The sequence below is a fragment of the Streptomyces sp. NPDC091287 genome (genome assembly GCF_044768525.1).
Classification (GTDB): domain Bacteria; phylum Actinomycetota; class Actinomycetes; order Streptomycetales; family Streptomycetaceae; genus Streptomyces.
In genome coordinates this window covers 59583-79107 of record NZ_JBIVUV010000028.1, presented here as the reverse complement: position 1 = coordinate 79107, position 19525 = coordinate 59583, and the positions used below count along the sequence as shown (strand labels likewise).

The following is a 19525-nucleotide window of genomic DNA, read 5'->3' as shown; positions in this document are numbered from 1 at the left end:
TACAGTTGCCGCTGTCGCCGATGCTTGGCCGACCACATACTTTCTTGGGAGCCCTCATGACCACCGCTTTCGACCCGATCGACCTGTCCGGCACCCAGCTGGCCAACCGCATCGCACTGGCCCCGATGACCCGCAGCCGGGCCGGTGAGGGCGGCACCGCCACCGAGCTCACCGCCACGTACTACGCCCAGCGGGCCTCGGCCGGCCTCGTGATCACCGAGGGCATCCAGCCGTCCGTCGTGGGCCAGGGCTACCCCACCACGCCCGGTCTGCACAGCGCCGAACAGGTCGCCTCCTGGCGCAAGGTCACCGACGCCGTGCACGCCGAGGGCGGCCGGATCTTCGCCCAGATCATGCACGCGGGCCGCATCGGCCACCCGGTCCTGCTGCCGGACGGCCTCGTCCCCGTCAGCGCCTCCCCGGTCAGGGCCGAGGGCCAGGTCTACACCCACGTCGGCCCGAAGGACTTCGTCGAGCCGCGCGAGCTGACGGACGCCGAGATCCACGCGACCGTCGCCGACTTCGTTACCGCCTCCCGCAACGCCGTGGACGCCGGCTTCGACGGGGTCGAGCTGCACGGTGCCAACGGCTATCTCATCCACCAGTTCCTGGCCCCGAACACCAACCGGCGCACCGACGCCTGGGGCGGCTCCGACGAGGCCCGCGTCCGCTTCGCCGCCGAGGTCGTCAAGGCCGTCGCCGCCGAGATCGGCCCGGAGCGCACCGCACTGCGCATCTCGCCCGGCAACCCGTACAACGACATCGACGAGCCCGCCCCGGAAGCCGTCTACACCGCGCTGGTCCAGGAGATCGAGCCGCTGGGCCTCGCCTACCTGCACATCCTGGAGGCCGCCCCGATCCGGGAGCTGACCCTCACCCTGCGCAAGGCCTTCTCCGGGACCGTCGTCATCAACGTGCACTCCGAGGGCGCCACCGGGCCCGACGACCACACGGTGATCGACGACGGCATCGCCGACCTGATCTCCTACGGGTCGCTCTTCCTCGCCAACCCGGACCTGCCCGCCCGGCTCAAGGCGGGCGGCCCGTTCAACACCCCCGACCCGTCGACCTTCTTCGGCGGCGACGCCAAGGGCTACACCGACTACCCGGCGCTCGACGCGGTCTGACCGTCCTCGCGCGGCCGCCCGTCCCACCGCCACGAGGTACGGCGCGGGTGGCCCGGCAGCTCGGCGCGACCGGTGGCCCACAGCAGTACGGCCCACCGGTCGCCGCCCGCCGGAGCGTCCGGGAAGAGCCGGGCCAGCACCCGGTCGCAGAGCGCCGGGGACGGCGACCAGTCCAGCCCCAGGCCCTCGGCGAGATCATGCGTGTGCACCAGGGTCTCCACCACGCCCATCGCGGCGAAGCCCTCCGGGTCGGAGATCCCGTACCCGTGGTACGAGCGCACCTCGGGCGGCGTCGTCCGCGCCATCGAGGCCAGCAGCGCCCCGCTCGCCTCCAGCGTGGCCAGCAGCCCGGCGGGACCGGCGTCACGGTCGGCGAAGACCGCGTTGTAGGGCCCGCCCTGCCGTTCGGGCGCCCACCGGTAGGGCACGTCGCGGTCCAGCGGAGGCGTACGGGGGCCCAACTGCACGGCGTACGCGAACAGATCGTCGCTCAGGTGCTCCACCGTCTCCCAGCAGGTCCAGTCAAGGCTTCCCGCGGGCGCCTCCCAGCGGTCCGCCGGGGCTCCTGCGAGCACGTCCACCGCGAGCCGCACCGCCGAGGTCACGTCGTCGGCGGTCACCGGCAGCCGGGTCCCGGACAACGCCGCCCGCTCGGCGGCGGAGCACTCCACACAGAACTCGTTGCCCTCGGGATCGGCGAGCGTGGCCCAGCCACGCCCGTTCGGCCTGCGATGGTCCCCCACCAGGGTCGCGCCGAGCGCGAGCAGCCGCTCCACCTCCTCGTCCCGGGAGCGGTCCTGCGGCTGGATGTCCAGATGGACACGGTTCTTGGTCTGCTTCTTCTCGTCCACCTGGACGAAGAGGATCGCCGCGCCGGGGGCCTCGACCAGCGCCTCCGGGTCGCCGGGGACGTCCTCGTCGGAGAGCGGCGAGCCGAGCACCTGGGCCCAGAAACCGCCGAGCGCGTAGGCGTCGGCGCAGTCGATCGTGATGTGGCGTACATGGGAGGTCATGGCGCACACCCTCGCCGCTGACCCGGCCCCGGTCCACCGAGTTACCCGGAGAGGGCCGGGACGGCGTACCCGTCCCGGCCCCATCTCGCCCGTGCGGCCCGTTACTTCACCGGGGTGAAGTCCCGCGCCCCGATGAACTCGGGGCGGCGGATCGGAGCCGCGAAGGGCTCCTGCGCCGCGTTCTCCACGCTGTTGAAGACGATGAAGACGTTGCTGCGCGCGTACGGGGTGATGTTGTCGCCCGAGCCGTGCATGGCGTTGCAGTCGAACCAGGTCGCCGAACCGGCCTTGCCCGTGAAGAGCCTGATGCCGTGGCGGTCGGCCATCTTCGTCAGCGCCTCGTCGGACGGGGTGCCCGCGTCCTGCATCTGGAGGGACTTCTTGTAGTTGTCCTTCGGCGTCTCGCCCGCACAGCCGAGGAACGTCTTGTGCGAACCGGGCATGATCATCAGCCCGCCGTTGGTGTCGAAGTTCTCGGTCAGCGCGATCGACACGGACACCGTCCGCATGTTCGGCAGACCGTCCTCCGCGTGCCAGGTCTCGAAGTCCGAGTGCCAGTAGAAGCCCGTGGCCCCGAAGCCCGGCTTCACGTTGATCCGGGACTGGTGGACGTACACGTCCGAGCCGAGGATCTGGCGGGCCCGGCCCACCACCCGCTCGTCGCGGACCAGACCGGCGAAGACCTCGCTGATCCGGTGGACCTCGAAGACGGACCGTACGTTCTGCGACTGCTTCTCGACGATCGAGCGCTCGTCGGCGCGGACCGCCGGATCGGAGATCAGCCGGTTCAGCTCCGCCTGGTAGACGGCGACCTCGTCCGGGGTGATGAGCTGGTCGACGGTGAGGAAGCCGTCGTGCTCGTATCCCTGGAGGTCCTTGGCGGCGACCGGACCCGGTGCGCCCGGCGCGGACCAGATGACCGGGTCCTGGCGGGGAGTGGTCATCTCGGCGGCGCCGCGCGAGGGGTACAGATCGGCGCGTACTTCGGTGGTCATGGTGGTTCAGGCCTCCTCGGTCAGCAGTGGGTAGACACCGTTCTCGTCATGGTCCTCCCGTCCGGTGACGGGGGGATTGAAGACACACACGCAGCGGAAGTCGGTCTTGGGCCGCATGGTGTGCCGCTCGTGCCCGTCCAGCAGATACATGGTGCCGGGCGTGATCCAGTGCGTCTCGCCGGTCTCGTCGTTGGTGAGCTCGGCCTCGCCCTCGGTGCACAGCACCGCCTCGATGTGGTTCGCGTACCACATCGAGGTCTCCGTGCCCGCGTACAGCACGGTCTCGTGGAGCGAGAAGCCCACCTTCTCCTTGGCGAGCACGATGCGCTTGCTCTCCCAGGTGCCGGACGCGGACTTCACATGCCGGTCGGTGTTCTCGATATCACTGAACGATCGGACGATCACGGTGAACGGTTGCCTTTCTCTCTGTACAGCGTCCCGGGCCTCGCGGCCCGGGACCTCTCTTCTCCGCCTGCCCCGGCAGCGCCGGGTCAGGCCGTTTCGCGGACGCAGCGGGCCAGCGTGCGCAGGCCCTCGTCCAGTTCTTCGGGGGTGATGGTCAGCGGCGGCAGCAGCTTGACGACCTCGCTCTGCGGGCCCGAGGTCTCCAGCAGGAGCCCCAGCTGGAAGGCGCGGGCGCAGACCGCGGAGGCGCGCGCCGGGTCCTCGAACTCCATGCCCCACACCAGGCCCCGGCCGCGGAACTGCGCGGTCGGCTCCTCGGCGCAGATGGCCAGCAGCGTCTGCTCGACCTGCTCGCCGCGGGCCAGGGTCTGCTTCTCCATCTGGCCGTCCGCCCAGTAGGCGTCCAGCGCGGCGGCGGCCGTGACGAAGGCCGGGTTGTTGCCGCGGAAGGTGCCGTTGTGCTCGCCCGGCTCCCAGATGTCCAGCTCGGGCTTGAACAGGCAGAGGGACATCGGCATGCCGTAGCCGCTGATGGACTTCGACAGCGTGACGATGTCCGGGACGATGCCGGCCTCCTCGAAGGAGAAGAAGCCGCCGGTACGGCCGCAGCCCATCTGGATGTCGTCGACGATCAGCAGCATGTCCTGGCGGTGGCACAGCTCCTGCAGCGCACGCAGCCACTCGGCGCGGGCGACGTTGATGCCGCCCTCGCCCTGGACCGTCTCCACGATCACGGCGGCGGGCTTGTTGAGCCCGGAGCCCTGGTCCTCCAGCAGCCGCTCGAACCAGAGGAAGTCGGGGACCGTGCCGTCGAAGTAGTTGTCGAACGGCATCGGGGTGCCGTGCACCAGCGGGATGCCGGCCCCGGCCCGCTTGAACGCGTTGCCGGTCACGGCGAGCGAACCCAGCGACATTCCGTGGAAGGCGTTGGTGAACGAGACGACGGACTCGCGGCCCTTGACCTTACGGGCCAGCTTCAGCGCCGCCTCGACGGCGTTGGTGCCGGTCGGGCCGGGGAACATCACCTTGTACGGCAGGTCGCGCGGGCGCAGGATCACGTTCTGGAACGTCTCCAGAAACGCCCGCTTGGCGGTGGTCGCCATGTCCAGGCCGTGGGTGATGCCGTCGCGCTCGATGTAGTCGATCAGCGCTCGTTTCAGCACCGGGTTGTTGTGGCCGTAGTTGAGCGAGCCGGCCCCGGCGAAGAAGTCCAGGTAGGAGTGGCCGTCCTCGTCGGTCAGCCGGGCGCCCTGCGCGCGGTCGAACACGGCGGGCCAGCCGCGGCAGTAGCTCCGGACCTCGGACTCCAGGGTCTCGAAGACGCTCAGTGCGGGCGGGGTGATGGTCACAGCGGATCTCCTGCGTGAGGGGGTGTGACGGGCAGTGGTCGAGTGCTCCCCGCCGCACGGAGGCGGCCGGGACCGCGCCGAGTGGTCGGACGGCGCGGAAAGTCGGTGGGTCCGGGCGTACTGGTCGGGTACGCCGGGGTGCGGTGGCCGGGGCGGCTCAGGTGGCGAACGGGCCTATCCGGTAGAGCACCTCGGGCAGGTGCGTCTCCTCGGGGAACAGCGCGCCGTCGAAGAGCACTTCCTTCTCCAGCGCGACGTCGTGGCGCTGGGCGTAGGACGTGAACAGCCGGTCGGAGGCGGTGTTGTCCGGCGTGATCGTCGTCTCCACGGACGCCAGGCCCTGGCCGGCGGCGACCCGGGTGGTCAGCGCGTCCAGCAGAGTAGCGGCCAGCCCCTTGCCGCGGTGGGCCTGGTCGACGGCCACCTGCCAGACGACGAGGGTCTGGGGGCGGTCGGGCCTGATGTAGCCCGTCACGAAGGCGATGGGCTCGCCGTTCTCGCCACGGGCGACGGCGGAGGTCGCGGCGAAGTCACGGCACCACAGCAGGTAGCTGTACGAGGAGTTCAGGTCCAGGACCTTGGAGTCGCGGGCTATGCGCCAGATCGCGGCTCCGTCCTCCACTCGTGGCGCATCGATACTGAGGAATTCGCTTCGGGCACGGGCAAAATCTGCTGGTGCGGCGGTCATGCGAATTGAATTTACCCAGCAAATTTCGAAATTGCATCGACGTAGAGGGTTGGGTGAAGGGCCCTCATGTGCTATCAGGCGTGCGCGAGGTTCCCTGCGATTCGGGTACAACTTCCTGCACTTTGTCCCGAATTAATCGGGCATAACGCCGCTCTTGTGGAGTCGGTCACAGGGTTGTAACTCTCGCGAGATGTGTCCGAATTATGAAGTTCGAGGCCGGAAAAAACTGGCCCGTTTAGGTGACGGGAAAGCGGGCAGAAGAATGTGGGAAGCTGCTTTTAATAAAGCAGCTTCCCACATTATGAATATCAGAGGCTCGGCCAGGTTTCCGAAACAGCCCGCCGGGCACCCTCGATATCGACCGGCAGGCCCGCGTCGGCCAGCACCGCCCCCAGAGCCGCGAGCGAGGACAGCACCGCGCCCCGCGTCGCATCCGCCCCGTAATGGTTGACCCGGATCATCTCCTTGGACAGCGCCCCGCCACCCGCGACGAGCGGCAGCGCGGGGTCCGCCGCCAGCGCCCCCGCGACCAGCGCGGCCGCGTCCGTCCCCGCCGGGGCGCGCAGCGTCGTCGCCACCGGGGCCGCGTCCCGCGCCTCGTGGACGTACGGCTCCAGCCCGCCGCCCAGCGCCACCGCACCGGCCCGGGCCGCCGCGGCGGCCGAGGCGTGCCGGGCCATCACCGTGTCCAGGCCCTCGTCCTCGATCCGCGCCACACAGGCCTCCAGGCCCAGCATCTCCAGCTGCGCCGGGGCGTGCGGCAGCGCCGTTCGGCCGCCGTCGATCCAGCGCTCCTTCCAGTCCAGGAGGGAGAGGTAGGAGCGGCGCGGGGCGGCCGGGTTGGCGGCGATCCGCTCCCAGGCCCGCTCACTCACCGACACCGCCGACACCCCGGCGGGACCGCCCATGGCCTTCTGCGCGCCGATCACGCACAGGTCGACGCCCCAGGCGTCCGGCAGCAGCGGCTCGGCGCCCACCGAGGCGACCGCGTCCAGCATGAACAGCGCGCCGTGCGCCCGGACCACCTCGCCGATCTCCGCGACCGGGTTGGTGTTGCCGGTCGCCGCCTCCGCGTGCACCAGCGAGACGAAGTCGATCCCCGGGTGCTCGGCGAGCGCCTCGGCGACCTGGCCGGCGGTGACCGCGGCGTGGAAGGGCACCGTGAGGTCGACGACCTCCGCACCGCAGTCCCGCAGCCAGTTGCCGAAGGTCTGCCCGTACGGTCCGGTGACCACGTTCAGCGCGGTCGAGCCGGGCCGCGCGCCGCTGCGGATACAGCCCTCCAGCGGCAGCAGCGCCTCGCCCTGGGTGATGACGACGTCCTGCTCCGTGGCGAGGAGCCGGGCCACGCGCCGCTCGATCGACGCGAAACGGTCGGCGGTGAGCGGGGGAAGGTCGAGGAAGGGGTGCGTCACGGTGGGGCTCTCTTCGGGATCGTTCGACGGTCGGAATCGCACGGGCAGCCTACCGACGGCCTCGTACAGTGCCGCGTATGAGTGATCAGGAGGAGCAGCGGGTGCTGCGGGTGAAGGGCCGGGTGCTCGTCGGCCCGGACGAGGCGCGGGACGAACTGTGGGCCGTGGGCGGGCGGATCACCTATGAGCGGCCGCCCGGTGCCGACGGTGCGGTGACGGTCAGGGGATGGGCGCTGCCCGGACTGGTCGACGCGCACTGCCATGTGGGCCTGGACCGGCACGGCCCGGTCGACGCGGCGACCGCCGAGAAGCAGGCGCTCACCGACCGGGAGGCCGGAACCCTGCTGATCCGGGACGCGGGATCGCCCTCCGACACCCGGTGGATCGACGACCGCGAGGACCTGCCGAAGATCATCAGGGCCGGCCGTCACATCGCCAGGACCCGCCGCTACATCCGCGACTACGCCCATGAGATCGAGCCCGGCGACCTCGTCGCGTACGTGGCCCGGGAGGCCCGGCGCGGGGACGGCTGGGTCAAGCTGGTGGGGGACTGGATCGACCGCGACGCCGGCGATCTGACCGCCTGCTGGCCGCGCGGCGAGGTCGAGGCGGCCATCGCCGAGGCGCACCGGCTGGGCGCCCGTGTCACCGCGCACTGCTTCGCCGAGGAGTCGCTCACCGACCTGGTGGAGGCGGGCATCGACTGCGTCGAGCACGCCACCGGCCTCACCGAGGACACCATCCCGCTCTTCGCCGAGCGGGGGGTCGCGATCGTCCCGACGCTGGTCAACATCGCCACCTTTCCCGACCTCGCGGCCGGAGGCGAGGCCAAATTCCCCCGCTGGTCGGCCCATCTGCGGCAGCTGTACGACCGCCGCTACGACACCGTGCGCGCCGCGTACGACGCGGGGATCCCCGTCTACGTCGGCACCGACGCGGGCGGGTCCCTGGCGCACGGCCTGGTCGCGGGCGAGGTCGCCGAGCTGGTCAAGGCGGGCATCCCGCCCCTGGAGGCCCTCTCCGCCACCACGTGGGGGGCCAGACGCTGGCTGGGCCGCCCCGTGCTGGAGGAGGGCGCGCCGGCGGACCTAGTCGTGTACGACGAGGACCCGCGCGCGGACGTCCGGGTGCTGGCGGCCCCCCGGCACATCGTGCTGAACGGGCGGGTGATCGGATGAGCCGTCGCTGTGTTGACGAGCAGTGACGGATGCTGCCCCCGGATCGTTGAAGCACCTCTGCGCACGCTCCGGCGCGAGCGCACTCCGTAGGGCTCGTGCCGGGTAAAACGAGTGACGCCGCCGAACGCACGTGCCGTAAGATTCGAATATGCGCGCGGAAACCCCCTTTGGGGTGAACTCACGCCAGGTGCCCGTCAGTTCACCCTCAGTGCGTAAAGATTCACGGAGTCGAGGCCACCGGCGCAGGCGATGTCCCCCATTGGACTGTGCCGGTGGCTCCATGTCTCTTGTGGGGGTTCCACCATCTTGAACAGCAACACCTTCCGTCTCGCCGCCCTGGCCGTCGCCGCCGGCCCCGTCGCGCTGCTTGCCGCCGTCCCCGCGCACGCAGCCCCGGCGACGCCCACCACCGGCGGCGAGGGCAGGGCGAGCGCGGTCGTGCTCCGTACCGGGCTCGACGTCTCGCTCCTCAACAAGTCCGTCCAGGTGCCCCTCAAGGTCACGCTCAACGAGGTGACGGCCCCGGCCAGCGCCGAGAAGACCGCGCTCAGCGTGAACGTGGACGGAGTGGAGGGCGGAGCCCCGGTCAGCGTCCTGCGCGCCGACGTGGCCACCGCGAACGCCACCGTCGACGAGCACGGGGCCGAGGGCTACACCAACCTGGCGAAGGCCAGGATCCATGTCCCCGGACTGCCGGTGCTCTCGCTCATCGAGGTCGAGAAGGTCACCTCCAAGGCGGTCTGCGAGACCGGCAAGAAGCCCGTCGCCGAGTCGAACGTGCTCGGCCATGTCGCGGTGCTCGGCAAGAAGGTGACGCTCAGCGCGGGCGGACCGACCCGGGTGGCGGTGCCGGGCGTCGGCGAGGTCTCCCTCGACCTCTCCAAGACGGTCACCACCGAGCGCACGGCGGCCGCGACGGCGCTCCAGCTCAAGGTCTCGGTCAACCCGCTGAATCTCAACGTCGCCGAGGTGGAGGGCGAGGTCACCCTCGCCGAGGCGACCTGCGAGACCCCGAAGGCGCCGAAGACCCCCGAGGAGCCGAAGACCCCCGAGGAGCCGGGCTCCACGGACGGCGGTTCCACGGGCGGCGACGGTGGCACGAGCGGCGGCGACGTGAAGACGCAGACCGGCTCCGACACCGCCCCCACCGAGGCCAACCTCGCCGAGACCGGCGGCAGCTCCACCACCCCGTACATCGCGGGCGGAGCGGCCCTGCTGCTGGCGGTCGGCGCGGGCGCGACGGTGCTGGCCCGCAGGCGTGGCAGCAGCCAGAGCTGATACGCGTGAGGGGGCGGCGTTCGCACCACGAACGCCGCCCCCGCCCCTGCCGGGCCCCTCAGCGCCCCGATCTCGCGGGCAGCGCCTGCACGGCCTGGTCCAGGGCCTGGAGGAAACGATTGGTCGTGGCCCGGTCGCGGACCGCGAGCCGCAGCCACTGCGGCCCCAGCCCCGGGAACGTGTCCCCGCGCCGGGCCGCGAAGCCCAACAGCCGCAACCGCTCCCGAACCTCCGCCGCCCGCTCAAGACGCACCAGGACGAACGGCCCCCGCGCCGCGTCCACCACCTCCACCTCGCTGAACTCGGCCAGCCCGGCGAGCAGATGGGCCCGGTCCACCGTGATCCGGTCCGCCGCCTCGGCCGCCTCCACCAGCGCCCTGGGCTCCATGCACGCCTCCGCCGCCGCCAGCGCCGGCGACGACACCGGCCACAGCGGCTGCGCCTCGGACAGCAGCGCCACGGTCTCCGGAGCCGCCAGGACATAACCGATCCGCAGCCCGGCGAGCCCCCACGTCTTGGTGAGGCTGCGCAGCACCACGAGCCCCGGGACGTCCGTCCGGTCGCACAGCGCCTCGCGCTCACCCGGCACGACGTCCATGAACGCCTCGTCGACCACCAACGTCCGCCCCGGCCGCGCCAACCGCTCCAGCAGCGCCGCCGGGTGCAGCACGGACGTCGGGTTCGTCGGGTTGCCGATCACCACGAGGTCCGCCTCCTCGGGCACCGCCTCCGGATCGAGCCGGAAGCCGTCCTCGGCGCGCAGCAGCACCCGGCCCACCCCGTGCCCGGCCGCCCGCAGAGCCGCCTCCGGCTCCGTGAACTGAGGATGCACCACGACCGGACAACGGGCCGGAAGGGCACGGGCGATCAGGACGAACGCCTCGGCCGCGCCCGCCGTCAGCAACACCCGCTCCACCGGCAGCCCGTGCCGGCCGGCGACCGCGGCACGGGCGGAGGACCCGTCCGGGTAGGAGGCCAGCGAGGTGAGCGACGCGGCTATCCGCTCGCGCAGCCACTCCGGGGGAGTGTGGGTACGGACGTTCACGGCGAGATCGGTCAGATTCTCGCCGCGCACCTCCGCGTCGCCGTGGTGGCGCAGGTCGGGCCCTGCGCTCTCGATGTTCCGCGTGGGGGGATTCATGGCAGCCATGGTGAACGGGTGGGAGCCCGACGTCACCGGTGAGGTGGAAGTTTTCCTCCCGGAAACCTCGAAAGTCCCGGCGACCGCCGGAAACCGGCGGGCCACCGCGCAGGTCGCCATCCCCCTGCCGGTGGCCTTCCCGCCCGGGGCGCGGGTCTTCGGCACCACCAGTTCGTCCGCCTCGATCAGCGCCGCAGCCTCCGCGACCGACGGGGTCCCCACCGCGGCGCCCACCGCGCCCGAGGGGTGCGGCACGCGGACCGCGGCCAGCGCCCCGGCCGGATGGGTCCGCAGCGGCACCCCGAGCCGGGCCGCCGCCCCCACGATCCCCGGCTCCTCCGCCCTGGCGTCGACCGTCGCCACCTCCAGCACGTCCGCCGCGTCCAGCCCCGCCCCGCTCAACACCGCCTCGATCAGGGCGAACACCACATCACCGGGGGCGCCCCGGCGTGCGCCGACCCCCACCACCAGACTGCGAGCCCCGGACTCCGGTCCGGTGCCGACGGATGCTCCGGTCATCGGCGGAGTCCTGCCTTTCAGGTCATACGTCCCGGTGGTGCGGGGGAGGAGGCGGCGGGGCCGTTCCGTATACGGAAACGGGCGGGGGGAGAGGTACGGCGGACGCCGCCGGTAAGGACACCCTGAGATGCGGAGAGAGGCCCCGATCGGCTAGCAAGGCCCCATGGCGGTGTTCGTCGCGCTCGGCGCGTTCCTGATGACTCTGGCCGGCGGCTGGGTCGCACAACGCGTCACCGACCGCCGTCACCTGGTGCTCGGCCTCGCGGGCGGGCTGATGCTCGGCGTGGTCGGACTCGACCTCCTGCCCGAGGCGATCGAGGCGGCGGGCACCCCGGTGTTCGGGGTGCCCGCCGCCCTGCTGCTGTTCGTCGGCGGCTTCCTGGCGGCCCATCTGGTCGAGCGGCTGCTCGCCGGACGCCAGGTGGCACACGGGGCGAGCGGCCACCACGGCGACCGCGTCCCGCAGGTGGGGCTGACGGCGGCCGCAGCGATGGTCGTCCACAGTCTGATGGACGGCATCGCGCTGGGCGCCGCCTTCCAGGTCAGCGGCTCCATGGGCGTGGCCGTCGCGCTGGCGGTGATCAGTCATGACTTCGCCGACGGATTCAACACGTACACCCTCACCAGTCTTTACGGGAACGCCCGACGCAAGGCGCTCCTGATGCTGTTCGCGGCTGCCGCGGCACCGGTCGTGGGCGCCGCGACGACGCTGCTGTTCACCCTTCCGGAGGAACTGCTCGGCGGCTATCTCGGCTTCTTCGGCGGAGCGCTGCTCTACCTGGCCGCTGCGGAGATCCTTCCCGAGGCGCACCACACCCATCCCGCCCGCTCCACCCTTCTCTGCACCATCGGGGGCGTGGGCTTCATCTGGCTGGTCGTCGGCATCGCGGAGTGAGCCACGCGTACGCCCGAGCGCCCCGTCGCGACGGACGCGCCCCCTAGGCAGTGGCCCACCGGGCCCGGACAGTGGCCCACCGGGCCCGGGCGGTGGGTTCACCGCGCCCGGCAGTGCTCGACGAACCGCCGGGCCACCCCGGGCGACGCGGCCCAGTGGGTGTGCAGATAGCTCGCGTGAACGCCCCGCTGGACGTACCCCTCGACCCGCCGCTCCGGCTGGTGCATGCCCCAGGCGGGCGTGGTCCCCGCCCCCGGCTCCAGCACCGTGCGGTGGAACTCGTGACCGCGCATCCGGGTCCCCGCCACCGCCAGCGCACTGTCCGACACCGCCACCGCCTGGCGGTACCCGAGCGTGAGCCGCTCGGACATCCGGGCCTCGGCGTCCAGCACCCCGCACATGGGCTTCCCGTCCAGCTCCCGCGCCAGATACAACAGCCCCGCGCACTCGGCCGCCACCGGGGCGCCGCTCAGGGCCAGTTCCGTCACCGCCCGCCGCAACGGCTCGTTGGCCGACAGCTCGGGGGCGTACATCTCCGGGAACCCGCCGCCGATGACGAGCCCCGCCGTGCCCACCGGCAGCTTCTCGTCCCGCAGCGGGTCGAAGATCACGACCTCCGCACCGGCCGCCGTCAGCAGCTCGGCGTGCTCCGCGTACGCGAAGGTGAACGCCGCCCCGCCGGCCACGGCCACGACGGGCCGCGCCGAACCGGTGACCGCGGCGGGCGTCGGCTTCCACGCGGCGTCCGGCAGGGCCGGCGCGGTCCGGGCCAGCGCCATCAGCGCGTCCAGGTCGCACCCGGCGCGCACCCGATCGCCCATCGCCGCCACGGCGTCCACCGCTTCGGAGCCCCGCTCGGCCACCGGGACCAGCCCCAGATGGCGCGAGGGCGTCGCCACCTGCGTGGCCCGCCGCAGCACGCCCAGGACCGGCAGCCCCGACTCGTCCAACGCGTCCCGCAGCAGCGCCTCGTGCCGGTCGGAGGCCACCTTGTTCAGGATCACCCCGCCGATCCGGACCTCGGGGTCCCAGGAGGCGAACCCGTGCACCAGGGCCGCCACCGAACGGGACTGCGAGGAAGCGTCCACCACCAGCACCACGGGGGCGCGCAGCAGCTTCGCCACCTGCGCGGTGGACGCCAGCTCCCCCTGGCCCGAGGCACCGTCGTACAGCCCCATCACACCCTCGACCACGGCGAGGTCGCACCCCGCCGACCCGTGCGCGAACAGCGGGGCGATCAGGTCCGTCCCGCACATGTACGCGTCGAGATTGCGGCCGGGGCGTCCCGTCGCCAGCGAGTGATAGCCCGGATCGATGTAGTCCGGCCCCACCTTGTGCGGGGAGACGGCGAGCCCGCGCGCGGCGAAGGCGGCCATCAGCCCGGTGGCGACGGTGGTCTTGCCGCTGCCCGAGGCCGGAGCGGCGATGACCAGACGGGGGACCGTCACCACTCGATGCCCCTCTGGCCCTTCTGCCCCGCGTCCATCGGGTGCTTGACCTTCGACATGTCGGTCACCAGGTCGGCGGCCTCGATCAGCTTGTCCGGCGCGTTGCGGCCGGTGATCACCACATGCTGGGTGCCGGGCCGGTTCCGCATCACCTCGACGACCTCGTCGGTGTCGATCCAGCCCCAGTGCATCGGGTACGCGAACTCGTCGAGCACGTACAGCTTGTACGTCTCGGCCGCCAGGTCGCGCTTGACCTGCTCCCAGCCCTCGCGGGCCTTCTCCTCGTTGTCCAGCTGACCGTCGCGCTGGACCCAGGACCAGCCCTCGCCCATCTTGTGCCAGTCGACGGTGCCGCCCTCACCGCTCGCTCCGAGGACCTTCAGCGCGTTCTCCTCGCCGACCTTCCACTTCGCGGACTTCACGAACTGGAACACCCCGATCGGCCAGCCCTGGTTCCAGGCCCGCAACGCGAGCCCGAAGGCGGCCGTCGACTTGCCCTTGCCGATGCCCGTGTGGACGAACAGGAGCGGGCGGTTGCGCCGCTGACGGGTGGTGAGCCCGTCGTCCGGCACCGATGTCGGCTGTCCCTGCGGCATTAAGCGGCCCTCCCGGCTGCGGTGACGTCCTTGACGAGCCCGGCGATCGAGTCGGCCCGCAGCTCGCCGAGCGTGACGGCGGTGCCTCCCAGTTCCCGGGCCAACTCCCCGGCGAGACCGAGGCGTACGTACCCCGACTCGCAGTCCACGACGACGGATGCCGTCCCCTCCGTGCGGTGCAGCCGCCCGGCCCGCCCCGCGAGCGCCACCGGCTCCGGCCCGCCGGTAGCCCGGCCGTCCGTGACCACGACGAGCAGCGGCCGCCGCGACGGATCGCGCAGCCGCTCCACCCGCAGTACGTCATGGGCCTTGAGCAGCCCGGCGGCCAGCGGGGTGCGGCCCCCGGTCGGCAGCGACTCCAGACGGGAGGCGGCCGCGTCCACGGACGAGGTCGGCGGCAGCGCCACCTCCGCCTCCTTGCCCCGGAAGGTGACCAGGCCGACCTTGTCCCGCCGCTGGTAGGCGTCCAGCAGCAGCGACAGCACGGCCCCCTTGACCGCGCTCATCCGCTGCCGGGCCGCCATCGAGCCCGACGCGTCCACGACGAACAGCACGAGGTTGCCCTCACGCCCCTCCCGGGTCGCCTGCCGCAGATCGTCCCGGCGCACCACGAGCCCTCGCCCGGAACGCCCGCGCGCCCGCTGGTGCGGGGCGGCGGCCTGGACGGTCGCGGCCAGGTGCAGCTTGGTCAAAGCCCCCTGCGGGCGGCGCGCGCCGGTCGTACGCCCGTGCTCGGTACGGGCCCGGGAGCGCCGCCCCGCAGCGCCCTCGCCGAGCCCCGGCACGCTGAGCATCTTCGTCCGGAACGGCTCGGCTGACGCCACGGGCCGTTGCTCGGCCCCGGTGGACCGGCCGGGCGCGTCGGGGCTGCCCTCGGGGGCCCCGGACGGCGTGTCGCTGTCGCTGCCGCCCTCACCCTGCGGCGGCGTACGGTCTCCGTCGGCCTGCGGCGGCACACCGCCACCACCGCCACCACCGCCACCACCTCCGTCATCATTCCCGCCGCCGTCGGGATCGGGATCGGGCTGGTCACCGCCGTCGTCGCTCTCCTGCGGACCGGCCTCGTCCAGGGTCCGGTCGAGCGTGTCCTCGTCCAGGCCGGGCGCGTCGAACGGGTTGCGGCGACGCCGGTGGGGGAGCGCGAGGAGAGCGGCCCGCCGCACATCGTCGGCGGTGACCTCCTCACGGCCGGCCCAGGAGGCCAGCGCGGTCGCGGTACGGGCCATCACGATGTCGGCCCGCATCCCGTCGACCTCGAACGCGGCGCAGGTCGCGGCGATCTGCCGCAACACGCCGTCACCGAGCACGACGCGGGGCAGCAGGGCGCGCGCGGCGGCGATGCGCTCCCGCAGGGCGCCCTCCTCCCCGGCCCAGCGCGCGGCGAACCCCTCGGGGTCGTCGTCGTACGCGAGCCTGCGCCGCACGACCTCGACCCGCTCGTCGGTGTCCCGCGAGGCGGCCACCTCGACGGTCAGCCCGAACCGGTCCAGCAACTGCGGCCGCAGCTCGCCCTCTTCCGGGTTCATCGTCCCGACCAGCAGGAACCGTGCCGCATGCCGTACGGAGACGCCCTCGCGCTCGACGTACGAGGCGCCCATGGCCGCCGCGTCCAGCAGCAGGTCCACCAGGTGGTCGTGGAGGAGGTTGACCTCGTCGACGTACAGGATCCCGCGGTGCGCGTCGGCCAGCAGCCCCGGCTCGAACGCCTTCACCCCCTCCGACAGCGCCCGCTCGATGTCCAGCGCCCCCACGAGCCGGTCCTCGGACGCGCCGACGGGCAGCTCCACGGTCCGCGCGGCCCGCGACACACCGGCGGCCTCCGCGTGCGGCCCGTCGGGACACGCCGGATCGGGGGAGACGGGATCACAGGAGAACCGGCACCCCGGCACGACGGAGACCTCCGGCATGAGGGCGGCGAGCGCGCGCACGGCGGTGGACTTGGCGGTCCCCTTCTCGCCCCGCACGAGCACCCCGCCGACAGCCGGACTGACCGCGTTCAGCAACAGCCCGAGCCGCAGGTCGTCCTGCCCGACGATCGCGGTGAAGGGATACGGCGTACTCACTTGGCCTCCTGGTCGACGTCAACAAGATCAAGCTCCGGGGGCGCTGCCTCAGCGGACCCGGCAACATCAAGCCCCTGGGGCTTCCGGGCTTCTTCCAGCGCCTCCGGGCGAGCCATTCCAAGCCCCTGGGGCCTTGCGTCAGCGGACCCGGCGAAATCAAGCCCCTCCGGCGATTGAGGAGCGGGGTCCGGGGCAGCGCCCCGGCTCTCCGGAGCACCCGTGCTCAACGGCGGTGCCCCCGGCGGCACGAACGGCAACCCCGCAGGCGCACCCCCCTCGATCAACCGCCACAACGCGTCCGTGTCCGCGTGCTCCTCCACCAGATCCCCGAGCCGATCCAGCTGCTCCTCCCGCAACACCCCGAAACTCGTGTCCGGCGCCGGCACGAACCGCCGCCCGGCGGCCCGGGCCACCTCCACCAGGAACCGCCGCCGGAACGCGTCGCTCTCCAGCGACCCGTGCCAGTGCGTCCCCCACACCGCCCCCACCCGGCACCCGTCGAGGAACGGCTCCCCGCCCCGCACATCGGCCACCCCGTGGTGGATCTCGTACCCCTCCACCGGCTCGCCCAGCGCCGAACCGACCGGCCGCGCCAGCGTCTTGTCCCGGTCGAAGCGGATGCGCACCGGCAGCAGCCCGAGCCCGTCCACGACACCGGCCCGCGACTCCACCTCGTCCTCGATCCGCTCGCCGAGCACCTGGAACCCGCCGCAGATCCCCAGCACCGGCCGGCCCTCCGCAGCCCTCCGCACCAGAGCGTCCGCGAGACCCCGCTCGCGCAGCCAGGCCAGCGCCTTCACCGTGCCGCGCGTCCCGGGCACGATCACCAGGTCCGCGTCGGCCAGCTCCTCCGCCCGGTCCACGAACCGCACGACGACGCCCGGTTCGGCGGCCAGCGCGTCCACGTCCGTGAAGTTCGACATCAGCGGCACGGCGCAGACCGCCACCCGCAGCACGTCCTCGCCGTGCGGGGGAGCCACGACCGACTCCCGCACCGCACCCCGCAGGGACACCCGCAGGCCGTCCTCCTCGTCGATACCGAGCCCGTGGGCGTAGGGCAGTACCCCGTACGTCCGCCGCCCGGTCAGCCCGTACAGCATGTCCAGGCCCGGCTCCAGCAGTGAGACATCGCCCCGGAACTTGTTCACCAGATACCCCGCGACCAGCGCCTGGTCCTCGGGGCCCAGCAGCGCCGTCGTCCCGAAGAACGACGCGAAGACGCCGCCCCGGTCGATGTCCCCCACCACCAGGACGGGGAACTTCGCGGCCCGCGCGATCCCCATGTTCACGATGTCCGTGCGCCGCAGATTGATCTCGGCCGGGGACCCGGCGCCTTCACAGATCACGGCGTCATAGGTCGACCTCAGCTCCTCCAGACAGTCCGTCACCGTCCCGAGCAACGCCTCCTGCCGCCCCCCGTGGTACCCCCGGGCGCTCATCTCGCCGACCGGCTTGCCCATCAGCACGACCTGGCTGGACCGGTCGCCGCCGGGCTTCAGCAGCACCGGGTTCATCAGGGCCGTCGGCTCCACCCGGGCGGCCTGCGCCTGCATCGCCTGGGCCCGGCCGATCTCCGCGCCCTGTCGGGTCACGAAGGAGTTCAGGGACATGTTCTGGGCCTTGAAGGGCGCGACCTTCACGCCCCGGCGCACCAGCCACCGGCAGATGCCCGCCGTGACGACGCTCTTGCCCGCGTCCGATGTGGTCCCCGCGACCAGCAGCCCGCCGCTCATGCCCGCTCCCGTTCCCGTACCGCGTTCCGTGCCGGACCGTTCATGACCGCCCCCGCCTCCGTCCTGTCGACGACCGTCCCGCGACCACGCGGCCCGCGACCATCCGCCCCGCCACGCACACGCCGAGGGCCAGCGTGCTCACCCGGCGCGACAGCCGTACCGCGCGTTCGATGTCCGTGCCCCGCACATCCCGCCCGGACTCCCCGTTCAGCACCGGCCGGTGCTCGACGCGCCCCGCGTACGCCAGGGTCCCGCCCAGCCGTACGCCGAGCGCCCCCGCGAACGCGGCCTCCACCGGCCCCGCGTTCGGGCTCGGGTGACGCCCCGCGTCCGCCCTCCAGGCACGTACGGCCTCCCGGGGCCGCCCGCCGCCCGCCACGGCCAGCGCGGCCGTCAGCCGGGCACCGGGCCACCCCGCGAGGTCGTCCAGACGGGCCGAGGCCCAGCCGTAACGGCGGTAGCGGGGCGACTTGTGGCCGACCATCGCGTCGAGCGTGTTCACGGCCCGGAAGCCGACGAGCCCCGGCACCCCGCCGATCGCCCCCCACACCAGCGCGCCGACGACGGCGTCCGAGGTGTTCTCGGCGACCGACTCGACGACCGCGCGGGCGATGCCCGGACCGTCCAGGGAGTGCGGATCGCGCCCGCACAGGTGCGGCAGCCGCTCCCGCGCCACCTCCAGATCCCCGGCGGCCAGGGCGCCGCCGATGGCGCGGGCCTCCTGCCCCAGCGACGTACCGCCCATGACGGACCAGGCGGTGGCGGCGGTCAGCGCGACGGCGAGCGCGGGGCGTCCCCGGACGGCGCGCGCGGTCAGCGCGGCCGCCCCCACGGCGCCTCCGGCGCAGACGAGGGTGTGCAGCGCGCCCCGGCCCCGGTCGTCGCGCCACAGCAGGGACTCCACCCGCGCGGCGGCGCGGCCGAATCCGGCGACGGGGTGGCCCCGACGGGGGTCGCCGAGCAGGGCGTCGGCGATCAGCCCGGCCGTGGCGCCGTACGCGAAAACGCGGTCGGCACGCACGGCTCAGCCGGTCGCGGGGAGAGAGGTTCCGGCGAGAGGGCCTGTCGTGGGGGGCACAGGAAGCGGCGCACGGCGGCCGGGCATGGCGTATGTCCTCACTCAGGGTCCGCGCCCTGGTTCGACGTGACCGGCGACGAGAGTCTCCTGGCTTCCGGATCCGCAGTTCCCCCGGCCTTCCAGCCCGCGTGGAGCGGGCCGTGACGTCCGGTGTGGGGGAGTGCTCCCCGGTGACAGTGGCGGGACCGCGCCGGATTCGCACCGGCTTCCTCTGCTGTCGCCGTAAATGGCTCCGGCAGTCCACCACGCCCCGCGAACAGCCGTCAACTCGCTGTTGACCTGCGAGGCTCCACTGTGCGCAGACGCACATCGGGCCGGACACACGAGGGTGTGTCCGGCCCGAAGGAGTGCGGGGTACGGGGTCAGGCGACGATCAGGTAGATCCCGTACGAGACCGCCGCGACGCACAGCGCGAAGCAGGCGTACGCGCCGGTGCGCGCCAGCGCCACCGACCCGCCGGAAGCGCGGCCTCCGGCCGTGGCGGACTGCTTGGAGAGGGCGACGATGCCCAGGGTGAAGAGGCCGACCAGCGCGACGGTGACCACCAGGCTGACACCGAAGACGGAGGCGAGAGCTGCCCAGTCGATTTTCATGCGGATCTGTC

Annotated in this window: 17 protein-coding genes and 1 riboswitch; of the genes, 4 read left to right on the top strand and 13 right to left on the bottom strand. The window is 72.6% G+C overall.

Annotated elements, in window-relative coordinates:
* The first annotated feature begins 56 nt into the window (after positions 1-56).
* The gene (locus tag ACIQRW_RS35475; RefSeq protein WP_403768696.1) at positions 57-1127 is read left to right on the top strand and encodes an alkene reductase; all 1071 of its coding nucleotides are present in this window, start codon (positions 57-59) and stop codon (positions 1125-1127) included.
* Here ACIQRW_RS35475 and ACIQRW_RS35470 read toward each other — a convergent pair.
* From ACIQRW_RS35470 to ACIQRW_RS35445, 6 genes are all read right to left on the bottom strand, one after another.
* Positions 1103-2140 (bottom strand): VOC family protein, encoded by a 1038-nt coding sequence (locus ACIQRW_RS35470; protein WP_403768693.1) that lies wholly within the window; start codon positions 2138-2140, stop codon positions 1103-1105. The two genes, ACIQRW_RS35475 and ACIQRW_RS35470, sit on opposite strands and share 25 nt — an antisense overlap.
* A 101-nt stretch (positions 2141-2241) precedes the next feature.
* Positions 2242-3135, bottom strand: coding sequence for an ectoine hydroxylase (gene thpD / locus ACIQRW_RS35465; protein WP_329153981.1), 894 nt, complete (start codon positions 3133-3135; stop codon positions 2242-2244).
* A 6-nt stretch (positions 3136-3141) separates the two neighbouring features.
* The gene (locus ACIQRW_RS35460) at positions 3142-3540 is read right to left on the bottom strand and encodes an ectoine synthase (protein ID WP_003969937.1); all 399 of its coding nucleotides are present in this window, start codon (positions 3538-3540) and stop codon (positions 3142-3144) included.
* A gap of 86 nt (positions 3541-3626) precedes the next feature.
* Complete coding sequence (gene ectB / locus ACIQRW_RS35455; RefSeq protein WP_403768690.1) at positions 3627-4889, bottom strand: diaminobutyrate--2-oxoglutarate transaminase; 1263 nt, start codon at positions 4887-4889, stop codon at positions 3627-3629.
* Between the two features lie 157 nt (positions 4890-5046).
* Complete coding sequence (gene ectA, locus ACIQRW_RS35450) at positions 5047-5577, bottom strand: diaminobutyrate acetyltransferase (RefSeq protein WP_403768688.1); 531 nt, start codon at positions 5575-5577, stop codon at positions 5047-5049.
* A 308-nt stretch (positions 5578-5885) separates the two neighbouring features.
* The gene (locus tag ACIQRW_RS35445; RefSeq protein ID WP_403768685.1) at positions 5886-6992 is read right to left on the bottom strand and encodes a pyridoxal-phosphate-dependent aminotransferase family protein; all 1107 of its coding nucleotides are present in this window, start codon (positions 6990-6992) and stop codon (positions 5886-5888) included.
* A 77-nt stretch (positions 6993-7069) separates the two neighbouring features.
* Here ACIQRW_RS35445 and ACIQRW_RS35440 point away from each other — a divergent pair, with 77 nt between their 5' ends.
* Together ACIQRW_RS35440 and ACIQRW_RS35435 are read left to right on the top strand one after the other, a co-directional pair.
* Complete coding sequence (locus ACIQRW_RS35440) at positions 7070-8170, top strand: amidohydrolase family protein (protein ID WP_403768683.1); 1101 nt, start codon at positions 7070-7072, stop codon at positions 8168-8170.
* Between the two features lie 306 nt (positions 8171-8476).
* Positions 8477-9448, top strand: a complete 972-nt coding sequence (locus ACIQRW_RS35435; protein ID WP_403768681.1) for an SCO1860 family LAETG-anchored protein — start codon at positions 8477-8479, stop codon at positions 9446-9448.
* Between the two features lie 58 nt (positions 9449-9506).
* Here ACIQRW_RS35435 and cobC read toward each other — a convergent pair whose 3' ends face one another.
* Entirely contained in the window at positions 9507-11108 is a 1602-nt protein-coding gene (cobC, locus tag ACIQRW_RS35430) for an Rv2231c family pyridoxal phosphate-dependent protein CobC (protein ID WP_403768678.1), read from the bottom strand.
* 163 nt (positions 11109-11271) lie between these two features.
* Between cobC and ACIQRW_RS35425 the strand changes: the two genes are divergently transcribed.
* Positions 11272-12003: a ZIP family metal transporter gene (locus ACIQRW_RS35425; protein WP_018957698.1), complete on the top strand. Its 732-nt coding sequence runs from the start codon at positions 11272-11274 to the stop codon at positions 12001-12003.
* A gap of 98 nt (positions 12004-12101) precedes the next feature.
* On the opposite strand, the gene ACIQRW_RS35420 is transcribed toward ACIQRW_RS35425, so the two are convergent.
* The 6 genes from ACIQRW_RS35420 to ACIQRW_RS35395 form a co-directional block, all read right to left on the bottom strand.
* Positions 12102-13454, bottom strand: coding sequence for a cobyrinate a,c-diamide synthase (locus ACIQRW_RS35420; RefSeq protein WP_403768675.1), 1353 nt, complete (start codon positions 13452-13454; stop codon positions 12102-12104).
* Positions 13448-14047: a cob(I)yrinic acid a,c-diamide adenosyltransferase gene (gene cobO / locus ACIQRW_RS35415; RefSeq protein WP_015607771.1), complete on the bottom strand. Its 600-nt coding sequence runs from the start codon at positions 14045-14047 to the stop codon at positions 13448-13450. The genes ACIQRW_RS35420 and cobO overlap by 7 nt, the downstream gene beginning before the upstream one ends.
* Complete coding sequence (locus ACIQRW_RS35410; protein ID WP_403768672.1) at positions 14047-16110, bottom strand: putative cobaltochelatase; 2064 nt, start codon at positions 16108-16110, stop codon at positions 14047-14049. Before ACIQRW_RS35410 ends, cobO begins: the two co-directional genes overlap by 1 nt.
* On the bottom strand, positions 16107-17843 hold the full coding sequence (locus ACIQRW_RS35405; protein ID WP_403768669.1) for a cobyric acid synthase: 1737 nt from the start codon (positions 17841-17843) through the stop codon (positions 16107-16109). Before ACIQRW_RS35405 ends, ACIQRW_RS35410 begins: the two co-directional genes overlap by 4 nt.
* A gap of 40 nt (positions 17844-17883) precedes the next feature.
* Positions 17884-18864: a cobalamin biosynthesis protein gene (locus tag ACIQRW_RS35400; RefSeq protein WP_403768666.1), complete on the bottom strand. Its 981-nt coding sequence runs from the start codon at positions 18862-18864 to the stop codon at positions 17884-17886.
* 137 nt (positions 18865-19001) lie between these two features.
* A riboswitch (cobalamin riboswitch) is annotated at positions 19002-19134 on the bottom strand.
* Positions 19135-19283: 149 nt separating this feature from the next.
* Positions 19284-19514 (bottom strand): hypothetical protein, encoded by a 231-nt coding sequence (locus ACIQRW_RS35395; protein ID WP_403768663.1) that lies wholly within the window; start codon positions 19512-19514, stop codon positions 19284-19286.
* Between the last annotated feature and the right edge of the window lie 11 nt (positions 19515-19525).

Bases quoted from the DNA above. Each gene is read 5' to 3' on its own strand.
- thpD (WP_329153981.1), bottom strand. From the start codon at position 3,135: ATGACCACCGAAGTACGCGCCGATCTGTACCCCTCGCGCGGCGCCGCC.
- ACIQRW_RS35405 (WP_403768669.1), bottom strand. From the start codon at position 17,843: ATGAGCGGCGGGCTGCTGGTCGCGGGGACCACATCGGACGCGGGCAAG.
- ectA (WP_403768688.1), bottom strand. From the start codon at position 5,577: ATGACCGCCGCACCAGCAGATTTTGCCCGTGCCCGAAGCGAATTCCTC.
- ACIQRW_RS35395 (WP_403768663.1), bottom strand. From the start codon at position 19,514: ATGAAAATCGACTGGGCAGCTCTCGCCTCCGTCTTCGGTGTCAGCCTG.
- cobC (WP_403768678.1), bottom strand. From the start codon at position 11,108: ATGACCGGAGCATCCGTCGGCACCGGACCGGAGTCCGGGGCTCGCAGT.
- cobO (WP_015607771.1), bottom strand. From the start codon at position 14,047: ATGCCGCAGGGACAGCCGACATCGGTGCCGGACGACGGGCTCACCACC.
- ACIQRW_RS35475 (WP_403768696.1), top strand. From the start codon at position 57: ATGACCACCGCTTTCGACCCGATCGACCTGTCCGGCACCCAGCTGGCC.
- ACIQRW_RS35470 (WP_403768693.1), bottom strand. From the start codon at position 2,140: ATGACCTCCCATGTACGCCACATCACGATCGACTGCGCCGACGCCTAC.
- ACIQRW_RS35440 (WP_403768683.1), top strand. From the start codon at position 7,070: ATGAGTGATCAGGAGGAGCAGCGGGTGCTGCGGGTGAAGGGCCGGGTG.
- ACIQRW_RS35425 (WP_018957698.1), top strand. From the start codon at position 11,272: ATGGCGGTGTTCGTCGCGCTCGGCGCGTTCCTGATGACTCTGGCCGGC.